20 protein-coding genes are annotated in these 19,765 nt (G+C 48.0%); 2 read left to right on the top strand and 18 right to left on the bottom strand.

Translation table 11 applies throughout. From position 1 onward, the window contains the following. Positions 1 to 21 precede the first annotated feature (21 nt). Positions 22 to 879 (top strand): YitT family protein, encoded by an 858-nt coding sequence (locus tag PP175_RS09415; RefSeq protein WP_272442493.1) that lies wholly within the window; start codon positions 22 to 24, stop codon positions 877 to 879. A gap of 109 nt (positions 880 to 988) precedes the next feature. Here the strand turns inward: PP175_RS09415 and PP175_RS09410 are convergent, their stop codons facing one another. From PP175_RS09410 to PP175_RS09370, 9 genes are all read right to left on the bottom strand, one after another. Next, positions 989 to 2,413, bottom strand: coding sequence for a copper amine oxidase N-terminal domain-containing protein (locus PP175_RS09410; protein WP_272442492.1), 1,425 nt, complete (start codon positions 2,411 to 2,413; stop codon positions 989 to 991). 342 nt (positions 2,414 to 2,755) lie between these two features. Further along, positions 2,756 to 3,592 carry a sporulation protein YpjB gene (locus PP175_RS09405; RefSeq protein ID WP_272442491.1) on the bottom strand — a complete coding sequence of 279 codons (837 nt, stop codon included), beginning with the start codon at positions 3,590 to 3,592 and terminating at the stop codon, positions 2,756 to 2,758. A 56-nt stretch (positions 3,593 to 3,648) separates the two neighbouring features. Beyond that, positions 3,649 to 4,248 carry a DUF1405 domain-containing protein gene (locus PP175_RS09400; protein ID WP_272442490.1) on the bottom strand — a complete coding sequence of 200 codons (600 nt, stop codon included), beginning with the start codon at positions 4,246 to 4,248 and terminating at the stop codon, positions 3,649 to 3,651. A gap of 101 nt (positions 4,249 to 4,349) precedes the next feature. Further along, on the bottom strand, positions 4,350 to 4,808 hold the full coding sequence (locus PP175_RS09395; protein WP_272442489.1) for a hypothetical protein: 459 nt from the start codon (positions 4,806 to 4,808) through the stop codon (positions 4,350 to 4,352). 115 nt (positions 4,809 to 4,923) lie between these two features. Beyond that, the gene (locus PP175_RS09390) at positions 4,924 to 5,124 is read right to left on the bottom strand and encodes an IDEAL domain-containing protein (protein WP_272442488.1); all 201 of its coding nucleotides are present in this window, start codon (positions 5,122 to 5,124) and stop codon (positions 4,924 to 4,926) included. A 163-nt stretch (positions 5,125 to 5,287) separates the two neighbouring features. After that, the gene (locus tag PP175_RS09385) at positions 5,288 to 6,361 is read right to left on the bottom strand and encodes a hypothetical protein (RefSeq protein WP_272442487.1); all 1,074 of its coding nucleotides are present in this window, start codon (positions 6,359 to 6,361) and stop codon (positions 5,288 to 5,290) included. A gap of 121 nt (positions 6,362 to 6,482) precedes the next feature. Then, positions 6,483 to 7,565, bottom strand: a complete 1,083-nt coding sequence (locus PP175_RS09380; protein ID WP_272442486.1) for a tetratricopeptide repeat protein — start codon at positions 7,563 to 7,565, stop codon at positions 6,483 to 6,485. Positions 7,566 to 7,882: 317 nt separating this feature from the next. Further along, entirely contained in the window at positions 7,883 to 8,527 is a 645-nt protein-coding gene (locus tag PP175_RS09375) for an anti-sigma factor family protein (protein ID WP_272442485.1), read from the bottom strand. Next, positions 8,517 to 9,119: an RNA polymerase sigma factor gene (locus PP175_RS09370; RefSeq protein WP_272443228.1), complete on the bottom strand. Its 603-nt coding sequence runs from the start codon at positions 9,117 to 9,119 to the stop codon at positions 8,517 to 8,519. The genes PP175_RS09375 and PP175_RS09370 overlap by 11 nt, the downstream gene beginning before the upstream one ends. Positions 9,120 to 9,628: 509 nt before the next feature. Between PP175_RS09370 and PP175_RS09365 the strand changes: the two genes are divergently transcribed. Further along, positions 9,629 to 9,802 carry a Spo0E family sporulation regulatory protein-aspartic acid phosphatase gene (locus PP175_RS09365; RefSeq protein ID WP_272442484.1) on the top strand — a complete coding sequence of 58 codons (174 nt, stop codon included), beginning with the start codon at positions 9,629 to 9,631 and terminating at the stop codon, positions 9,800 to 9,802. A 270-nt stretch (positions 9,803 to 10,072) separates the two neighbouring features. Here PP175_RS09365 and aroA read toward each other — a convergent pair whose 3' ends face one another. The 9 genes from aroA to trpE form a co-directional block, all read right to left on the bottom strand. Beyond that, complete coding sequence (gene aroA, locus PP175_RS09360; RefSeq protein ID WP_272442483.1) at positions 10,073 to 11,356, bottom strand: 3-phosphoshikimate 1-carboxyvinyltransferase; 1,284 nt, start codon at positions 11,354 to 11,356, stop codon at positions 10,073 to 10,075. Positions 11,357 to 11,373: 17 nt separating this feature from the next. Further along, positions 11,374 to 12,471, bottom strand: a complete 1,098-nt coding sequence (locus PP175_RS09355; RefSeq protein WP_272442482.1) for a prephenate dehydrogenase — start codon at positions 12,469 to 12,471, stop codon at positions 11,374 to 11,376. Positions 12,472 to 12,565: 94 nt separating this feature from the next. Beyond that, positions 12,566 to 13,645: a histidinol-phosphate transaminase gene (gene hisC, locus PP175_RS09350; protein ID WP_272442481.1), complete on the bottom strand. Its 1,080-nt coding sequence runs from the start codon at positions 13,643 to 13,645 to the stop codon at positions 12,566 to 12,568. 40 nt (positions 13,646 to 13,685) lie between these two features. After that, positions 13,686 to 14,516 (bottom strand): tryptophan synthase subunit alpha, encoded by an 831-nt coding sequence (gene trpA / locus PP175_RS09345; protein WP_272442479.1) that lies wholly within the window; start codon positions 14,514 to 14,516, stop codon positions 13,686 to 13,688. Beyond that, positions 14,513 to 15,718 (bottom strand): tryptophan synthase subunit beta, encoded by a 1,206-nt coding sequence (gene trpB, locus PP175_RS09340; protein ID WP_272442478.1) that lies wholly within the window; start codon positions 15,716 to 15,718, stop codon positions 14,513 to 14,515. Before trpB ends, trpA begins: the two co-directional genes overlap by 4 nt. Then, entirely contained in the window at positions 15,715 to 16,383 is a 669-nt protein-coding gene (locus PP175_RS09335) for a phosphoribosylanthranilate isomerase (RefSeq protein ID WP_272442477.1), read from the bottom strand. Before PP175_RS09335 ends, trpB begins: the two co-directional genes overlap by 4 nt. Next, positions 16,380 to 17,189, bottom strand: coding sequence for an indole-3-glycerol phosphate synthase TrpC (trpC, locus tag PP175_RS09330; protein WP_272442476.1), 810 nt, complete (start codon positions 17,187 to 17,189; stop codon positions 16,380 to 16,382). The genes PP175_RS09335 and trpC overlap by 4 nt, the downstream gene beginning before the upstream one ends. Next, positions 17,179 to 18,204 carry an anthranilate phosphoribosyltransferase gene (gene trpD / locus PP175_RS09325; RefSeq protein WP_272442475.1) on the bottom strand — a complete coding sequence of 342 codons (1,026 nt, stop codon included), beginning with the start codon at positions 18,202 to 18,204 and terminating at the stop codon, positions 17,179 to 17,181. Before trpD ends, trpC begins: the two co-directional genes overlap by 11 nt. Further along, on the bottom strand, positions 18,197 to 19,714 hold the full coding sequence (trpE, locus tag PP175_RS09320) for an anthranilate synthase component I (RefSeq protein ID WP_272442474.1): 1,518 nt from the start codon (positions 19,712 to 19,714) through the stop codon (positions 18,197 to 18,199). Before trpE ends, trpD begins: the two co-directional genes overlap by 8 nt. Between the last annotated feature and the right edge of the window lie 51 nt (positions 19,715 to 19,765).

Below are 19,765 nucleotides of genomic sequence, written 5' to 3'. Positions count from 1 at the left end.
ACCCGTTATGCGGAGGCTGCTATGAGATTCCACATTCGCAACATTATTGCCATTATTTTTGGTTCTGCCATTATGGGCTTTGGTGTAAATTACTTTAACATAGCCAACCACCTGACAGAAGGCGGGCTTACCGGGATTACGCTGCTGCTTAAATATATTTTCAACTGGGATCCGGGGATAACCAATCTGATTTTTAATATTCCGCTGCTGATTCTCGGCTGGCGCCAGCTGGGCAAGCAAGCCCTGATTTATACGATTGTCGGCACGTTATCGATCTCGTTTTTTTTAAGTGTTTTTGGCTCATTCCGTCATCCTATTCCGAATGATACGCTGCTCGCGGCCTTATATGCGGGGGTAACAGTGGGAGTCGGCCTCGGGATCGTGTTCCGGTATGGCGGTACAACGGGCGGGTCAGATATCATTGCCCGGCTGTTTAACAAATATTTTGGTTGGAGCATTGGCCGGACTCTGTTTCTCACCGATTTTCTTGTCATTGGCATTTCTCTTTATTATTTAAATTTGAACCTGGCTATGTACACGCTCGTAGCTGTGTTTGTTGCGGCCCGGGTGATTGATTTTGTTCAGGAAGGTACATATACAGCAAAAGCAATCATGATCATCTCCGATCATGCGGTAACCATCTCCCAACTCATCATGAAAGATATGGGACGCGGGGCGACTCTCTTGAAAGGACGCGGCGGCTATACCGGTACGGATAAAGAAGTTCTCTACTGTGTGGTCAGCCGAAATGAGATGGTTCGCTTTAAAAACCTTGTCCATAGCGCTGACCCCCATGCCTTCGTTATTGTGAATGACGTGTACGAAGTGTTTGGCGAAGGTTTTACGCTGGATGAGGAAAAAAATCCGCTTAAGAAGTGATGTACACATTGAGCAAAAGCCGCACTTTGTTTTCTCTTATATAGAGATTAAAAGGGGCTATCCCAAAAGTGGGATAGCCCCTGATCGATTGTCTTCACTGCACTTGTTCTTACATATCGCGTTGGATGATAACGGTTTTGGTTGGGCTGTTCCATGTTACCTTTGCATCTAGATTCTCGCTTACAAAACGCACTGGAACGAACATACGGTTTTGTCTGATTTCAGCCGGAATAGCAAGCGAAACCCGTTTGCCGTTCACATAGGCTGTTTTACTGGCTGCAGTGAGAACCATCTTGTTGTTTCCATCTTGTATCGTCGCCTGGCGTATTTTACCATTCCATGTGACCTTAGCCTCTAATCCTTCCGCGATAAAGCGAATCGGCACAAGAGTTGAGCTGTTTTTAATATAGGGGGCAGCATCCAAGGTTTGTGGTTCCCCATTGACTAATGCGTCTTTGCTCGCGACTGTAAGCTCCACTTCTTTACGAAGCACATGTAAATCATTGACCAGTACGTTATACAGGACGCCGCTCTTGTTTAGCGATCCGACAAACGCTTTCGTATCGATGTTTTGCCCGTCCAGGTACTGGCTTGATATAACCTTTTGTGCCTGGAGCGGTTGATTAATATTCCATGCCTCGTTGTCTACGTGTATATGTAATCCACTAAACCCCTGCGTATCCTTAATATCTGATAGGGTTAGATCTCCCGAAAGTCTGCGTTCATGCAGTTGATCATCAAGTAAAATATCAGCTGCAACCTTACTAGTGTTACCAGCAAATTGGTCTTTGTTTTTTTCTGCTTCCTGCAGCGCAGAGGTCACCTGCTGGAGTCCGTCCTTCACCTGCTGCACAGTTAACGGATTATCATTATTGTCCGGTACATTCTGTGAATTAAGCATAGTCACCAGTTGTGAGATTGCGTCCTGATCCTTGGACAGGTGATCAACAAAAGCTAAAGCAAGATCCACAATTTCGGATCCCTGAATCTCAGCATGAACAATATGGCCGTTTATTGTTTCTCCATGTACCGTATCTTGCTTATCCTGCACGGTAACTGTCTTTGGATTGTCTAGGTTGCGTACGAGTAAAGGCAATATTTTTTCTTGCATATCCTGATAAAGCTTCGCATCAGAAGAATTGGTTTGATCGTTAACAATTCGAATCGGGTGGCTAGCCCCATCCAGACGGAGTACAAGCTGCTTTCCGTCAATTTCCAGCTGGAAAGGAATCGAGCCTTTCTGAAGGAGAATGGTACCTTCAGCTGAAACTGTATCCTTATCTTGCACAATTGTATGCATCTTGATAGTCAAATGATTCAGCAGAGAAAGAACTTGTGCTGCCTGCGGATCATCTATTTGGTTGGGATCGTATGTAAAATCTACAGCCAGAGTTTGTCGGCTTTCCCCGGATTTAATACTGGTACTGTTTAGTATGTATTTATTAAAATCTACACTTCCTACTGCCTGGCACCCGGTTAGCACCAACGGAGCCACCGCGCATGCCGCAATTGCTGTTTTGATACATCTATTCATTCCACATTCCTTCTTCCCCTTTAGATTTACCTCATTTAATAGACGCGACTGAATCTAAAAGGTTCCGAAATTTTCTCATATTTCATTATCCAATTTTTTCCTCATAATTTTTCGGTTGATATTGAAACAGCCCTATCTGGATTGTCCACTTGTTTTACAATATGAAACCCGTCCACAAGCTTCACAACTTTCACAAATATAAAAAGCCTGCCACTGTCCTATATATAGACAGTAGCAGGCTTATTAACGTTATCCCATCATTCCTGCTCTGAAAGCTTTGCCCGAGCCACCTCGTTTTACGATAAATGGCATTCATCCCCTCACTTTAGTGGGGGGATAAAGTCACGGAGCATCCCTTTTTCTGCGGTGGATAACATACTTTTCCCCCTTATACTTCTTCCAGCCCGCATACCCCAAGGATAGCGCAAGGACAGACCCAAGCAGCGTGATCAGCAGGACAGGCGAATCCGGATAAACACCTGGCGCAAACGCCGGTTCATCTTTGCCGATAAACAATTTATCTACGAGAATGTTTAGCTGCTGCAGCACAGTGACCATGGCATCCCAGTTATAATCTGGCTTGCGTACTTCCTGGATGAGAAAGCTATACATAGAAAAGAGCTTTTCCACATCAGTAGCGGATGCCTGCACAGCCAACGCCGGTTTAAGTGTCTGGTAAAGTTGGAGGTTCTGGGTAAATGCATAAGCAAATTCGTCTTTTTTTCGGCTTGCGGCCAGCAGCATCATTTTGCTGATATGCTCTTTATAGGAGTTATAGTAATTTTTCCACAGTGGTTGTTTTTCGTGTGTAAGGCTGTCAATGGTAAGGCGGAGTTGCAGAGCATGCCACAGCAATTTTTGCGGCTGCAGTTTAACCGCTGTGAACGCCCGCTTGGCCTTGACTATGGTATCGGTAATGGCATTTAAGGATTCAATTGGCAGGCCTTTCGGCGGCTTCAACTTTCCAAACTGCACGCCCAGCTCCTCAATTAAATCTTTTGCTTCCCGGTATTTTTCCTGCTTGGTCATCTCATAAATATCCTGGGACAGCCGGTCCAGCTGCTGGTAGGCTGACAGCGATTCCCGCGGCGGATCGATTGGTTTGGCTAAACGGGGACCGTATACAATTCCTGCGGCAATCAGCAACATACTAATGAAGACAATTATCCATTTTTTCACAACTCGTCCTCCCCTTCTACTCCCATATGTATGGGCAAGAAGGAGAGGATATGCGTTCAATTCACCTTTTTGTAATGCCTGGTTAGGGCATAAATAACCCACAGGCTGAACAGGCTTAAGGCAAGTGTAAACCAGCCTACCCTCATATAATAAGGATCCAGCTCTGTGGATAGCCATGGATAGATTTTCAACGGATAATCAAGCAGGTCATTGATCAGTACCCACACGGCCGCATAGCCTATGTGGCGAAGCTTTATGGAATAAAAGCGCGCATAAAGTACTGCCTCGACTGCCATTCCAGCGTGGGACAGCATCAGCATATAATGCTCCCAGTAGAGCGGAGATCCAAGCGCGGCACCGGCAAGGATCACACCGACGCACCACACGCCGTATTTGAAGTTTGCTACCGCCGCGACCGCCTCCAGCCATGGGATGCTGCGGCCTATTAGCATAGCAATCAGAACCAGCGTAAACAGCGAACTCGCCGTCGGACTGTCTGGTACAAATATGCGCAGGATAGCCGGATAGGTCTGATCCATTTGGTCTTTATACCAGTAGAAGCCGTAGATCGAACCGAGCGCATTGATGATAATCATCATCCATAAAAACCAGCTTTTCCGCAGCGAGCCTTTAAACCAGTGCCAAAAATATTCCAATGGATTCCCAACCTTCTGTTCTTGTTTTTATCTACTATTATCTTATTCCAGCCTGCTTAAAAAGAAAAGCCAGCGATTATGGCTGGCACGCGTGAATTTTTTTATGCACGTTTCCAGCCTTCGATAAGTTGCTGGACAATCCGATTTGCCTCAAGTCCCGCCTTATGAACAAAGTTTTTTGTCCGAAACTCTGCAACTGGGGCTGGCAGAAGAACGGCCGCATTCCATCCAAGTTGCCCCACGCGGTCTGCCAGTTCCTGCTCGTTTGTGACAAGCATAGAGAATGGGAAACGGTCTTTCATGACTTCCAGGTTATGAATAAGATAGGGAAGGGTGGTTGTTATGTAGTCATCTGCGCGCGGTACGGAAAGTGGCTGATACATGAATATTCGGCCGGTAAGCTGCTTTTCTGCAGCACCGCATACTTTGTCCAGCCAGATTTGAGTGGCTAGCCATTCTTTATCCCAGGAAGCGGGAGATACGCAAACAGGATACAAAAGCGTATCGATATACTCTTCCATCTCCATAAGCTTTTCCAGATCTTCTGCCTTCCATCTCATCTTTTCATCTTCCCTTCCGTCACTAGTTGGATTGTCCAATTTACCTGTATATGATTTAGCAAAATAAAAACCCGGAATATCCGGGTTATAGCGTAACATATATTACGGGATGTATCTAGTTCACCTTCCGAGGCAGTACCTGCTTTAATTCATCGGTCAATTTCTGAAAGGATTCTTTATCGCCCATTTTAAGAGCTTCGTCTATTTGCTGATACAGATTTTGAACTTTATATGACGTAATCGCTTCATCCAGCACCATTTCGGCCATCAGACTCAGCAGCTGCCTGTTTACAACACCTGGCTTTTGCTTTTCCATTATGGGTTCCCTCCATTCAATTTTTTTACTTCACTTATCTACCGCACATTATCAAAATAATTAGAATATTTATGGTACCAGTGTCAGGAAACTTCGTCTATGTTTTTATTGCTTTCACCTTACTTTATTCTATTCTCGTCCTTCCAAATGGTACTATTTTTTTTTATAATTTTGTGTATTTATTTATTATAAAATTACCCCACACTGAAAGTCGGTAAACAGCAGAGCTACCGTATGTGCCCTTCTGCAAAATGCCGGTGTGGACAAGCATTTTCAATAGGCGACGTTGAATAATATCAGCGAAGCTATCATAATAATACGGCGACACTAGTTCTTTTACGGTTTCAATTAAGGCTGTCTCTTCGGTCCACGATGCCATGCCGCTGAAAAAGGAAAGCAGCCCATTTATCGTAGGGATAGGCCTGCTGTAGGCCGTTTTCCAGTAAATAAATAACGGTTCCGATACATCCTCCAGTGTACCTGAAGCGGAAAGCAAAAGCTTGTGCCCTTCATCCGTTAAATACAGCTGATTTGCATCCTCTTCCTGAATTAAACGGTTGGCATATGCATAGTCATACAGCAGCGCAAAGCGATCAGGGTACTCATTAAATCTCCTGCCATAGCCAAAACGCCATTCCCCTTTTCCAGGCAATTCTTCAGCGACTGACAGCATTCCCATGATCTGCTGCTGGTGGTTGCGGTATAGAACATTTTCTTTAGATAAGGGCGGATTGTTCTTTTTAACAAAATGGAGAAACACAAGCAAGTCTTCTGCAAGAACGTGAGTCTCATCCCGGTACCATTCTGGCTCCGCGCCTGCGAATGCGAGCTGTTCGGCCAGCTTATGAAGGTAGCGCCGCCAGCCCATTCTTATATCATCCGGCATACTGTAGACTTCAGGCTCGTGGCGGGTACGATACAGCCATCCACCTTCCATCGCCCGCAGGATCATGGCGCCGCCAGCCAGCTTTTTCTCTCCTGCCAGGCGCGTTTTTACATAGAGCGCTCCCTTGCCGTATTCCGTTTTTGATTCGCCTGTTAGTTGGAGAAGAAACCGCTTTTCTTCGGCGCTCATGCTGGCAAACCTTTCGGAGAAAAAAGAGCGGCGCGTAAGCCGGACATATAGGCTCTGAATCAGTTCATGTTTAGAATGGGGATTGCACTCACACCGGCAGGCTGCCGCCAGCCCGCTAAGCTGTGAAATATCAAGTCTGCCAAGCGCATCAGAAAGCTTCACATGCATCCTCCTAACTGGAATCGTTTGTTTACCCACCAGTATTGACTTCTGCAATCCCTGCCTATACTTTCTCCTCCATTAAAAAAAGAGACGGAGAAAGCCGAAGCTTATACCGTCTCTTTTAATGGCGAATCAGATGCGAATAGCGCGTAGATGTATCAAAAAGATCTTCCCCGCTGTCAAGAACCCGGCCATAACGTTCAACGGCCATCTCTGTGTCACCCTGTCCCTCTGCTATTCTTCCTTGCCAATACCAGATCGAGGGGTCATCCTCATCGATTTCATCCATATGGTCAATCCAGTCATTCATTTCGTTCCATCTCTGTAGATCACAAAGAAGTTCCATGTAGCGCGGAACAAGTGTATCTTCTTCTACATGGAGGTTGAGCCCCTGGCGGTAAACTTCAGCTGCTTTATCTTTGAAACCTGCCTTGACCAAACATTCAGCCAGCAGAGAATAAGCAGGGATATACTCTCTGTCGACTTCAAGGAGCTTTGCCAGCCTGGGAATCGCCTGCATCCAATTTCCCAACTGGAACGCAACCATTCCATACCCATAAAGCGCCTCTACAGAGCGGTCAGATATTGAAAGTGTCCGATCATAAAGTTGAAGTGCGTCCTCAAATTCACCGTCTTTCGCAACCATCGCGGCCCGCTCAAGGAGGAGACGCTCATCATTGTCGAAACCGTTGATGGATTCCCACTCGCTTAAAGCACGGCTGTGTTCACCTTGCTCGGCATACAATTTGCCAAGTAAGTATCGTATTTCCTCCTGGCTTTCATCCAGTTTGAGCGCCTGCTCCAAATACCTGATCGCCACTTCAGGAAGGCCTTCTATCACAAATACTTCCCCCAGAAGTGCAAATACCCGGTAATCGTCTTTCACCGTTTCCTTCAGGTTCATCAGAATATCAAGGGCTTCACTCGTTTGATCCAGATCCATATAAGTGGAAGCGCGAAAAATTTGCGTTTCGACACGCATTTCTTCATCCTGTTCAAGTTCCAGTTCATCTATTTCATCCAAGATAGACAGCGCCGTCGTATGATGGCCAAGGCTGTGATAAATGCTGACAAGTTGAAGAAGCACCAGTGGCGCATAAAACGCCTCGTCGTGAATTTTCTCCAAGCTGTGCAGACCCTCTTTGATGCTACCTTCTTCAATCTCCTTTACCGCATGATCAAGCCTCTCCTGCCATTGTTCCACTATGCATACCCCCCTGAAAAGCAAGAAAAACATCGCTGGCCATGCCGCTCTCTCCTTTCCCCACATAGAAGTTTTTACGGCCGCTTTGCGAAACGCCGGGCGGACCGGCAAAACATCTGGGTATCTCAATGATGGAGACAGGTTGCCGGTCTTTTCCGCCCTCTGTTCCGCACGCTCCATAGGGGGAAAGAAAGGTGCGGGCATGTGCCTCGCGATGTTTTTCTTCAGTGTTTTGGGACCGGAGGTCCCATTAAAACCGCTCAATATACTTCACCATTGTGAAGCAATTAAACTTTATTATCAACAAGAAAAACCGTTCAATGTGAACGGTCAGTGTTATCGCTTTGGCGTAAAAGCCAACTTATACTAACCACTGTAACAAGTATACCAAATAAAGAAGCCAGCAAACCATAATTCACACCGAAATTATTGTTTTTGTCCTCTGAATGGTACAGGGCAGCGTTAGCCGTACTAGAAACAATGCCATACTGTATTTTTTTAGGGGACGATTGTCCGGCTGTATCGTTTAGTTTGAGTGCACGTGCAGAAAGCAGCGTGTCGGTTGTACTGTTATTGGTGTACGCCAGTGCTCCCTCATTTGAATGATTCCACTGAACAATAAGCGCTACCCAACCGGTAATGAGCATTAAAAGGGTCACGAGGGCTAACGTAATGCGCCGCCTGCGCGGCATGCCCACGGTTATTCCATTTATTGGGTCAGCCCATTTATTTTCCTGCCGGATCCTTTGCATGACAGAGTCACACACCGATACCGATTCATATTCTTTAGAAAGGTGGGCGGGATGGAGGAAAGTTTGTTGTTCGTCTAAAGCAAAATTTATGTAAAAGGAATATTCCGCCTTGCAATCCGGGCATTTATCGATATGTTCCTCCAACTCTACCATTTTGTCTTCAGGTAGATACGGATCATCTAATAGCTTTCGTACAGTTTTACAATCCACTGCCGCTAACTTCCCCTAATTGTTCCGAACGGCTTTCATGAACGTAAGGCTCCAGCTGAAGTTTAATGCCTGCGCGTGCCCGAAACAGCAGGGATTTAACCGAGCTGACCGTCGTATCCAGAATATGCGCTATTTCTTTATAATCTAGCTGTTCGTACTCTCGCAAAACTAAAGCTGTACGCTGCTTTTCCGGCAGCTTATTGATAGCTTGGCGCACAAAATATACGCGCTCGCTCCGAAGCAGCTCTTGCTCAGGCAGCCTGTCCATCTCAACTCGTGCTGATAGCTGGCTGTCATCTTCCAGGTAAATTTCCGTGTTGTGGGTTTTTCGAAGCTCACTGAGCACTGTATTGCGGGCAATGGTATACAACCAGGTTGAGAAGGAAGCTTCCACGTCCCGAAACGATTGAAGGCTCCGGAAGGCTTTATAAAAGGTTTCCTGTGCGAGGTCTTCCGCCATATCTTCCAGATGGTAACTTTTAAGCATATGCACAATAAACGCTAGTATACGTCGCTCATAGCGCTTAATAAGTTCGGCGTAGTAATCAAGATTTCCGTCTTTCACTTCCCGGATTAATTGAGAATCGGTTATCATCGTTGCATCCCCCTTGTTGTTCCAACTCTTTTTCAAATAAGGAACTTGAAAAAAAGACTAACCTTTGTCAATCTCCGGTATGAATATCATGTGGAAAGAAACATTTTCTTTACTTCAGACGACACAACCTATCAAAAAGGTTGCATGACATACTTATTTTTATTTCGTATCCAAAGTACCTTTCTAATCGTAGTCTCATAATTGGCCATTGTAAACCCTTTTTTTACTAATCGAACAAAATTGGACATCCAGCCTATTTGCCTCGCCATGTAAATTGGGAACAATGCTACTCCCAGGTTAAACCTCGAGTCCCTTTTTTTATTTGCTAAAAAATGTCCAGCATAAAATGATAGAACTAGACCGTTGATGGCCCCCATTTTAAACGACAATCACAGGAAATACTAAAGTTTGGTGTTGCAATTTGTCGACGAAATGGGTCTTTTCTCAACATGCGCAGGGTAATACAATGAATCTTGTGATTTTATGATCCATAGGAGGGAAAAACCTTGGAGGAAGAGAGAATCATTAGACAAATAATCACAGAGAAAAGAAAATGCATGCATTTACTGTACAATGAGTCCAACCAGAACTTGCTCGATGAGAAAGTACTAGAAAAAAGCATGGAGATCGATAAGCTAATTAACCAGATCATGAAAAGCCAGCTCGCCCATGCCCATTAAAAAGCGTTTCACCTTTTTTCTGCCATCTAAAAAAGCGTGTAAACCATATAGCGCTGCGCTACCTGTGTTTACACGCTTGCGCCATCCGTGGGCAAAAGGGCAACAGGAGGCCTTTGAAAAAAAAAAAAAAAAGCGCCCGCATCTAGGCGGACGCTATGGGAATAACCCATATATGGATAGGAGTGGAGAGAAACCATACTATGTTTTCTATTATAGGATAAAAATTGGAAAAGTCAACAATAATGACACATAATTTTTACTTTTCTGATGTTATAAACTTAATCCGGCCAGTTTTTCAAAAAACCCGGGGAAAGATACATCGATTGATCCGGGATTTAAGATAGCCGTCTCCCCTTTTGCAACCAGTCCAGCGATAGCTGTAGCCATGCCGATTCTATGATCGCCGTGACTGTCACAAACGGCGCCTTGCAACATGGAAGGCCCTTCAATCACCATGCCGTCCTCGGTCGGATCTATCGAAGCACCCAGTTTTCTTAGTTCACCCACTACTGTGTCTATGCGGTTCGTTTCTTTAACTTTTAATTCAGCAGCGTCTTTAACGATTGTTGTCCCCTCTGCCTGCGTTGCTATGACAGCGATAATCGGCACCTCATCTATCAGTCGCGGAATAATTTCTCCTTCTATCGTTATCCCGTGCAGCGGGGTATACTTGATCTCAATATCAGCCACAGGTTCTCCGTTTACCACCCGTTCATTTTGCAGCCGCAGGTCGGCACCCATAGCCAGCAGAACATCAAGAATACCCGTTCTGCTCGGATTAACACCCACATGTTCAATCACCACATAGCTCCCTGGCACAATAGCAGCTGCAGCGAGAATAAATGCGGCGGACGAAATATCACCAGGCACTTCGATCTCACCGGGGGAAATTAGCTCCTGACCGCCCGTTACGTTGACACCGCCGGCAAACGAATTAACTTCTACCTGAAACGAGCTGAGCATACGCTCCGTGTGATCCCTCGATAGTTCCGGCTCATACAGCGTAGTGATTCCGGCAGCCTGGAGGCCGGCCAGCAGAATCGCGGACTTCACCTGAGCGCTGGCGACGGGAGAATGGTATTCGATACCCTTTAAATTGCCCCCGCGAATCGCAATTGGCGCGAAATTGCCTTCGCCCCGGCCGTCAATCCTGGCACCCATCTGGCGCAGCGGACCTGCAACCCGACCCATTGGCCGGCGCGCAATGGACTCGTCGCCCAGAAGTACGGTGTGAAAAGGCTGTGTAGCTAAAATGCCCATCATGAGACGAATCGTTGTTCCTGAATTTCCAATATCGAGAATCTCAGATGGTTCGGTTAAGCCGTACCAGCCTTTTCCCTGCACCTGCACCCTATCTCCGCTCTGCTCGATTTCAATCCCCAGTCTGCGAAAAGCTGAAATCGTGCTAAGACAGTCAGCGCCGGGCAGAAACCCGCGAATCTGTGTAGTCCCCTTTGCCATTGAGCTAAACATAACGGCTCGGTGCGAAATCGACTTATCTCCCGGTACGCGTAAAGTTCCCTTAAAAGAGGAGACGTGTTGGATTTTTTTCATCGGATTGGCTCCTCCTTTTATTCCCGTTCATATACTTGATATTGCGATTGGCCCAGCACCTTTTTCGCGTTTTCCATATCGTCGATACTGCGGAAAGAGATGCGGAGTACGCCAAGAATATCTTCACGGGTTTCTAAAATTTCAATGTTTGTGATGCTGATTTCATACTGGCCAAGCATGGTGGTGATCTTTCCTATTTCACCCGGATGGTCGGGGATGTCGACATACAGATCGAAATAGTTAGGAAGGGCACCCTTTTGTTTTTCCGGTAGTTGATCCCTAAAAGACCTGGCACTTGCAAAAAAGTTTTCTATACCTGAAGGATCAGCTGTCTCGACAAAAGCCATAATACGGTCCAGTTCCTTCTTCCAATCTTCTGCCAGCTGAAGCATAACAGAGCGGTTATTCAGCAGTATATCGCGCCACATTCGCGGGTTGCTGGAAGCGATGCGCGTAATGTCGCGGAAACCGCCAGCTGCCAGCCGTTGACACCATCCGTTCTCATCGTTATAGCCTGCAACCTGGTTTACGAGGGCAGCGGCAATAATATGAGGAAAATGGCTGATAGCCCCCACAATTCGGTCATGCTCCTCTGCATCCAGCACGATGACTTTAGCATGAGTAGGCTCAAGCAGTTGCTTCATATCCTCGATAACAGGCGCAGGTATGCCGGGGGCAGGGGTTAACACGAAGTAAGCATTTTCCAACAGGCGATCGTTAGAAGCCTCCACCCCTGACTTATGTGAGCCGGCCATCGGGTGGCCTCCAATAAAATGAATTCCCCGTTCGCTGAATCCTTCTGATAACTCCATCACACTTACTTTCGTACTGCCGGTATCTGAAATGATGGTGCCTTTCTTTAGCGGCGTGTAGCGGAGAAATGAGATTAGTTCTTGTAATTTTCCGACAGGCGCGCATAGAAAAATATAGTCGGCGGATGCGACAGCTTCGGCCAGCTGGGTTGTCCCCTGATCGATCACGCCTAACGAAAGAGCCATTCGAAGATTTTCCTCCATCACGTCAAATCCTGTAATATGTATATCCCTGTGTTTTTTTAAGGAAAGGGCCAGTGAGCCTCCTATTAATCCGACTCCCAGAATCGCTACTTCTCTCATTTTTTCTGTTATAATCCTCCACTTATTCATTGTGCCTTTATAGAAAACAGCCGCCCTTTGTAGAGGGCGGTCCTGCCTAATCTGATTTTATCGTTTACTGAACCGTGCGGCCAAGAACAGTTCCAAGAGCGGTAAGCATCTTTTCATTCTGCTCTTTGCTGCCAATGGTTACGCGGATAGCCTGCGGGAATGCGCGGATGATAACGCCGAGTTTCATCATCTCATTAAAGATTTCCCTCGGGTTCGCTTCAGGCATAATATATACAAAGTTGGTTTCAGAAGGATAGTATTTTACACCGATTTCATCCAGTCCGGCATACACCTGGTTGCGACCTGCTTCATTCAAAGCCCTGCAGTCCTGGACAAACTTTTGATCCGAGAGCGCCGCGGTTGCAGCTGTTTGCCCCAGATGGTTTAAGTTAAATGGCTCACGTACCCGGTTCAATTTATCTACAATTTCCTGATCCGCAATGCCATACCCGACACGCAGGGCAGCAAGGCCGTAGATTTTAGAGAACGTACGCAGCGTGATCAGGTTTCGGTATTTCTTGAGCAGAGCAATCGCATCCGGATAAGCCGGGTCGGTTACATACTCACTATAGGCCTCATCTAGTGCCACCAGTACATGGGAAGGAACCTGGTCAAGGAACTTGACAAGTTCAGCTTCCGGGATCATCTTTCCAGTCGGATTGTTTGGGTTGCACACCCATACCACTCGGGTTTTATCATTGATTTGGGCCAGCATGGCGTCCAGATCATGTGCGCCGTCAATGCATGGCACCTCAATGGCCTCTGCCCCTTCAATCGCGGCATTTGTTTTATATACGCTAAAAGTTGGGGAAGCCATAATCGCATTCGTACCCGGCTGTAAATAAGCACGTGAAATGAGCATTACGACCTCATCCGAACCATTTCCAAATATAATCTGGTCCCCGTCTACTCCGAGAAAGGAAGCAAGTATGCCCCGAAGCTCCATGGAGGCCCCATCCGGATAGATCGGGAGGTGCTCAAGCTGCGAAATAAGCGCTTCGCGAACATGGTTGGAATAGCCAAAAGGGTTTTCATTTGATGCAAGCTTAATCACTTCGTCTAATCCGAGTTCCCGCTTGACTTCATCAATCGGTTTGCCCGGCTCATATACTGGCAGGTCTACTATCTGCGATTTTGGAATCATCTCGTCACCCCATTATTGATTACAGTTGTCCTTCATTCCATCATACCGCAGACTGAAGTTGTTTTACAAACGTTTTTACGGCGGCAAGTCCTTCCGCCCGGGTTTCCTCGGCTAACAGCAGCGAGGAAGCTTCCCGTATTTTCTCGATTAGCGCGCTTCCCACAATAAATCCGTCGCTGTATGGAGCGACCTGCTCGGCCTGTTCACGGCTTGCAATCCCGAACCCGACTGCGACAGGCACCGGTGAGGCTTCCCGCACTTCCGAGAGAAAGGAAGCGAGGTGATCACCTAACGAGCTGCGAGCCCCCGTCACACCCAGGGATGATACACAGTATAAAAACCCGCGTGCTCTAGAAGCAATCAGCTTTACGCGCTGGCGGGAGGTAGGCGCCACTAACGAGATGAGAGGGAGGCCATACTTATCTGACAGGGACTCCACTTCTCCTGCCTCTTCAAAAGGAAGGTCCGGAATGAGGATGCCATCGATGCCGGCTTTTTCCATCTCGGAAAACAATTTTTGGGCACCGTACGCCAGCACCGGGTTATAGTAGGTGAATAGAATGATTGGAATCGTAAGTCCCCGATTCCTCATCTCCCCGGCAAGCTCCAGCACACGTCCGATGGTTACACCATGGCGCAGCGCCTCGGCCGATGCGGATTGGATAGTAGGACCATCGGCAAGCGGGTCCGAATACGGTACACCAAGCTCCAGAATATCACATCCAGCTTCTTCAAGCGCAAGCGCGAGCGCCACCGTGCTTTCAGGGTCAGGAAATCCCGCAGTAATAAAGGGGATAAAGGCCTGCCGTTTCTTCGCAAAAGCCTGCTCGATCCGCTGGTTCCCGTTAACAATGGATGGATTCTGCGTCATGCCCGCCCCTCCTGTTCTCTTTCATAAATTTGAACAACGTCCTTATCTCCGCGCCCTGACAGGTTGATAATAATGATAGAGTCCTGCGGCAGGCTAGGTGCAAGGCGCGCAGCTTCTGCAACCGCGTGTGCGCTCTCCAATGCAGGAATAATGCCTTCTGTGCGGCACAGCAGGTGCAGCGCGGAAAGAGCTTCTTCATCCGTAATTGAGCGGTAAACCGCACGGCCTGATTCGTGCAGGTGTGCATGCTCAGGCCCTATGCCCGGGTAGTCGAGACCGGCAGAGATCGAATAAGGCTCTATGATTTGCCCGTGTTCATCCTGCAGTAAATAGGTCATCGTTCCATGAATAACACCGCGGGTTCCGCGTGCAAGTGTAGCCGCGTGTTTGTCCGTATCAATTCCTTCGCCGGCGGCTTCTACGCCTATTAGCTTCACATTCTCATCCTTAAGAAACGGATAGAAGATGCCCATCGCATTGCTGCCGCCGCCAACGCATGCCACGACATAATCAGGCAGCCGCCCTTCGTGCTTCAGAATCTGCTCGCGTGCTTCGTCCCCGATAATCCGTTGAAAATCCCGGACCATCCTTGGGTACGGATCAGGGCCGACTACGGATCCAATCATGTAGAAGGTCGTATCGACTGTGCTTACCCAGTAACGAATGGCTTCGCTGGTGGCATCCTTAAGCGTTCCCGTTCCAGTGCGGACAGGAACCACCTCCGCACCCAACAGTTCCATCCGGAACACATTGAGTTTTTGGCGCCTTATGTCTTCTTCTCCCATAAACACTTTGCAGGCGAGCCCCAGACGTGCAGCGATCGTCGCAGAGGCAACGCCATGCTGCCCTGCGCCTGTTTCTGCGATGATGGACTTTTTCCCCATACGCTTTGCCAGAAGCCCCTGGGCGATCGCATTGTTTATTTTGTGGGCGCCGGTATGGTTTAGATCTTCCCGCTTCAGATAAATTTTTGCACCGCCAAGCTCATTGGTTAATCGCTCAGCATGGTAAAGCGGCGTTGGCCTTCCAGTATATTCGCGCAGGAAAAATGCCAATTCCTGCTTAAAGGCCGGGTCTTCCACCGCTTCCTTGTATGCTGCTTCAAGTTCGTCCAACGCGTTTACCAGCGTTTCCGGTACATACCGTCCGCCAAATGAGCCAAAACGGCCCTTCTTCGTAATCTCCTGATCGGTACTGCTCATCTTCCTCTCACCCTCTCTATAAAACCAGCAATTTTCTGCAAATCTTTAACGCCTTCCGTTTCAACCCCGCTTGATATGTCCACGCCGTCCGGGCCGAACTTCTGCAGCAGTTCCGCTACATTTGATTCGTTGATTCCGCCTGCTACAAGGAGAGGTACATTTCTTGCCCGGCACCAGGCAAGATAAGGGGGAATGTTATCCCAATCAAAGGCTTTCCCGGTTCCGCCTGCCTGTTTCTTTGTGATCGTATCTAGCAAAACATAATCGACTACACCTTCGTACGGATCCAGCTCGAAAGCTTCCGTATCTTGTCCGCCAACCGGAATGCCGAAAACTTTCATCACCTTGCAGCTGTATCGGTGTTTTACGGTTTTGCAAAACGCTGCCGTCTCCGTGCCATGAAGCTGGACGATATCTAGTTCACCGGCAGAGAACACCTCATCCAACTCATTGCGTGTGGGGTTCACGAAAACGCCTGCTTTTTTCTGCTTTCCGGCCGGCACAGCCTTGCTGATTATTTTCCACTCTGCTATAGGCATTTGCCGCTTACTTGGGGCAAACACGAATCCAAACCAGTCTACCTCTAGCTGCCGCTCAATTATTCGATCTATTGTACGGGCATCGGTGAGCCCGCAAATTTTAATGAGAGGCTGGTGCATACTCATGCACGGACACCATACCGGCTGGAGGCAGGGCCTACTAAAGAAAATACTGCTCCTGTTACATCTGGCTGGCGCATAAACGTCTCTCCGACGAGCACGCCGTCCGCCCCGGCTTCTGCAAGCCGTTCAATATCTGCTCTCGTCGCAATTCCACTCTCACTAATTTTAACAATACCAGCTGGAATTTGCTTGATTAATTCAAAAGTCCGATCAAGCGAGGTCGTAAATGTCTTCAAATCGCGATTGTTAATGCCAAGCAAATCGGGTTCAATTGTGGATAGAACCGTTTCTAACTCTTCTGCTGTATGCACCTCTACCAGAATGTCTAATCCAAGGTTCTTCGCCTCATTGGCCATTTCTTTTAACTTTTCTTTCTCCAGTATAGCCGCAATTAAGAGAACGGCATCCGCACCATTTGCCCTTGCTTCATAGAGTTGGATCGGATCAATGTTGAAATCCTTTCGCAGAAGAGGCGTGGAGCTAAGCTGGTGCTTGATGGCTGTCAAATACTGCAGACTCCCCTGGAAGAACTGTTCATCAGTTAGGACGGATATGGCTTCAACGTTTGCATTCCCATAACGCACCGCGATATCCACCGGATCAAAATATTCGCGGATAACCCCCTTTGAAGGGGACGCTTTTTTCACTTCCGCGATAACGCCAACCGGACGATTGCGTTTTAAAAAACGCTCTTTCATGGAGATGCAGGGCGCCATACCTGCGATATGCTGCTCCATATCTTTGATCGACACACGTTCTTTGAGTGCGGCTACTTCACGTATTTTCTGTTCGACTATTTTAGGAAGCACTTCTAACCCCTCCAGTCACTTCAATAAGCTGTTCAAGTTTCTGCCTGGCCTTGCCAGAATCGAGAATTTCCCGCACGTATTTTACACCCTCGCCGATGGTATCGACCTGCTCATTGAGGTAAAAAGCTGCGGCGGCATTAATGGTGACGATGTCGCGGTACGCGCCCTGCTCGCCGCCCAGCACACTCTGGATGATTTCGGCATTGACGGCGGCACTGCCTCCAGCCACCCGCTCAATCGGATGTACAGGAAGGCCAAATACGTCCGGCTCTATCGTGTAACTGCTGATTTTCCCATGATCAAGCTCAACCACGTGGGTGGGGCCGCTGATGCTGATTTCGTCGAGCCCATCTGCCCCGGCTACAACTAATGCCCGCTTAATACCTGTCTCCGAAAGCACTTCCGCTACCTTGACACCTAACTTGGGATCATATATTCCGATGAGCTGCCTGTCAGCTCCTGCTGGATTGGTAAGCGGACCCAGCAGGTTAAATACGGTCCGGAAACCCAACTCTCTGCGTGGTTGTACCGCGTGCTTCATCGCCTGGTGATACAGCGGCGCATATAAAAAGCACAAATCTGTTTCATTCAGGCAGTGAATGGCTTCTTCAGGCGTTAAAGATATGGTGACACCGAGGGCTTCCAGCACATCCGCACTTCCGCTTTTGCTTGAAACAGCCCGGTTCCCGTGCTTGGCAATTCTCGCACCGCCTGCAGCCGCGACAAGTGCTGCCGCCGTAGAAATATTAAAGGAGATTCCGCCGTCTCCGCCTGTGCCGCATGTATCGAGCAGGTTACGGGTTTCTGCCTGTATAGGGGTGACACGACTGCGCATCGTTTCAACAAAACCAACAATTTCATCAACCGTCTCGCCTTTCACCCGCAGGGCTGTTAAAAATCCAGCGATTTGTATCGGAGAAACGTCCCCTTGCATAATCAACCTCATCGCGTCTCTGGCTTCCGCTCTGTTGAGCGATTCGCCGCTGACAACCTGCTCAAGAAATGTTTTAAACATCTGCGCTCATCTCCTCTTTTCTCGTCATGTGCTCGGCTAACTGAATGGCATAGAGCATAGCCTTGGCTTTATTTCTTGTCTCTTCATATTCAAGCGATGGTACAGAATCGGCCACAATGCCGGCGCCGGCCTGCACGTAGGCCTGCCCATCCTGAAAAATAATCGTGCGAATGGTAATGCAAGAGTCTAAATTGCCGTTAAAACTGAAGTAACCAACCGCTCCTGCATAAAGCCCTCTTGCTTCCCCTTCCAGCTCCGAAATAACCTCCATTGCCCGAATTTTAGGAGAACCGGAGACAGTACCAGCCGGAAACGCCGACAACAAGGCATCAAAAGGCTGTTTGTCCTGCGCCAGCGTCCCGCTTACGTGTGACACCATGTGCATCACCCGGGAATAATACTCCATCACCATTTGTTCGCTGACATGAACGCTGCCAGGGGAGGCGACCCGGCCAACATCATTGCGCCCCAGATCAAGCAGCATAAGGTGTTCGGCACATTCCTTTTCATCAGCCAACAGTTCAGCTGCCAGTGCCTGATCCTCCTTAGGCGTTTGCCCGCGCGGTCTCGTGCCGGCAATTGGTCTGACTTCCACCGTTCCCTCTGTAACTTTCACCAGCAGCTCTGGAGACGTGCCGACGACGGCTGTACCGCCTTTCTGGAAGTAATACATGTAAGGCGATGGATTGGTAACCCGCAGAATCCGGTATACGAGGAGCGGGTCGGTCGTGGTGGGCGTGTGAAAACGCTGGGATAGCACGACCTGGAATATGTCGCCTGCCTTTATGTACTCCTTGGCGCGCTCCACTTTTGACTCAAATTCATGCTGGGTCATGTTGCTGTTTACCTCAACGGCAGGTGCTGCATAGGGTATATTTTCAACACGCTGTTCCACTTTAACAGGCCGCGTAATGATGCCAACAATCTCCTGGATGCGGGCGCAGCACCGTGTATATTCCCTGTTTATGTCTTCCGCTCCCGCGCCTTCCGGCAGCTGCATATTTACGATAACTTGCACTTCCTGTTTCAGGTGGTCATACGCGATGATCTCATCAGCGAAATACAAATGGATGTCAGGCAGATTTAAAGGGCTTTCGCCTGCTCGTGGAAGATTTTCGATAAAACCGGCTGTTTCGTATCCGAGAAAACCAACCGCCCCGCCTGTAAAAGGAGGAAAGCCGGGCAGCTTCGGGCTGCGAAACGACTCAAGCTTTGCGCGAAGAGCAGAAAGTGGATTTGCGGTAACAGCTTCCTTTTTGCCAGATCGATATTCAAACTCGGCAACGCCTTCGCCACCCCGCAATGTCATAAAAGGATGCAGCCCAATAAAAGAATACCGGCCCCAGCGGTTGCCACCCTCCACACTCTCAAGCAGAAACGTATTGTCGCTGCGCACCGTTCGATACAGCTGGATTGGGGTAACCTGGTCGGCTAAAAAGGAATAGCGGATCGGAATGAAATTATACGAACGGGGAAGCGAATGGATCTCTTTCAATTCTGGGGTATACATGTAAGGGTCACCTCTCCTTGTTCGGAAGGAGGCCATAGAAGATAAAAAAAA

It is taken from the genome of Aneurinibacillus sp. Ricciae_BoGa-3 (genome assembly GCF_028421645.1).
Classification (GTDB): Bacteria; Bacillota; Bacilli; order Aneurinibacillales; family Aneurinibacillaceae; genus Aneurinibacillus_B.
The sequence above is the reverse complement of the archived record's forward strand: the minus strand, read 5'-3'. Positions and strand labels throughout refer to the sequence as shown.

Coding starts and splice junctions, on each gene's coding strand:
- PP175_RS09415 (WP_272442493.1), top strand. CDS start 22: ATGAGATTCCACATTCGCAACATTATTGCCATTATTTTTGGTTCTGCC.
- PP175_RS09410 (WP_272442492.1), bottom strand. CDS start 2,413: ATGAATAGATGTATCAAAACAGCAATTGCGGCATGCGCGGTGGCTCCG.
- PP175_RS09395 (WP_272442489.1), bottom strand. CDS start 4,808: ATGAGATGGAAGGCAGAAGATCTGGAAAAGCTTATGGAGATGGAAGAG.
- PP175_RS09390 (WP_272442488.1), bottom strand. CDS start 5,124: ATGGAAAAGCAAAAGCCAGGTGTTGTAAACAGGCAGCTGCTGAGTCTG.
- aroA (WP_272442483.1), bottom strand. CDS start 11,356: ATGAAAAAAATCCAACACGTCTCCTCTTTTAAGGGAACTTTACGCGTA.
- PP175_RS09355 (WP_272442482.1), bottom strand. CDS start 12,471: ATGAGAGAAGTAGCGATTCTGGGAGTCGGATTAATAGGAGGCTCACTG.
- hisC (WP_272442481.1), bottom strand. CDS start 13,645: ATGATTCCAAAATCGCAGATAGTAGACCTGCCAGTATATGAGCCGGGC.
- trpA (WP_272442479.1), bottom strand. CDS start 14,516: ATGACGCAGAATCCATCCATTGTTAACGGGAACCAGCGGATCGAGCAG.
- trpB (WP_272442478.1), bottom strand. CDS start 15,718: ATGAGCAGTACCGATCAGGAGATTACGAAGAAGGGCCGTTTTGGCTCA.
- PP175_RS09335 (WP_272442477.1), bottom strand. CDS start 16,383: ATGAGTATGCACCAGCCTCTCATTAAAATTTGCGGGCTCACCGATGCC.
- trpD (WP_272442475.1), bottom strand. CDS start 18,204: ATGTTTAAAACATTTCTTGAGCAGGTTGTCAGCGGCGAATCGCTCAAC.
- trpE (WP_272442474.1), bottom strand. CDS start 19,714: ATGTATACCCCAGAATTGAAAGAGATCCATTCGCTTCCCCGTTCGTAT.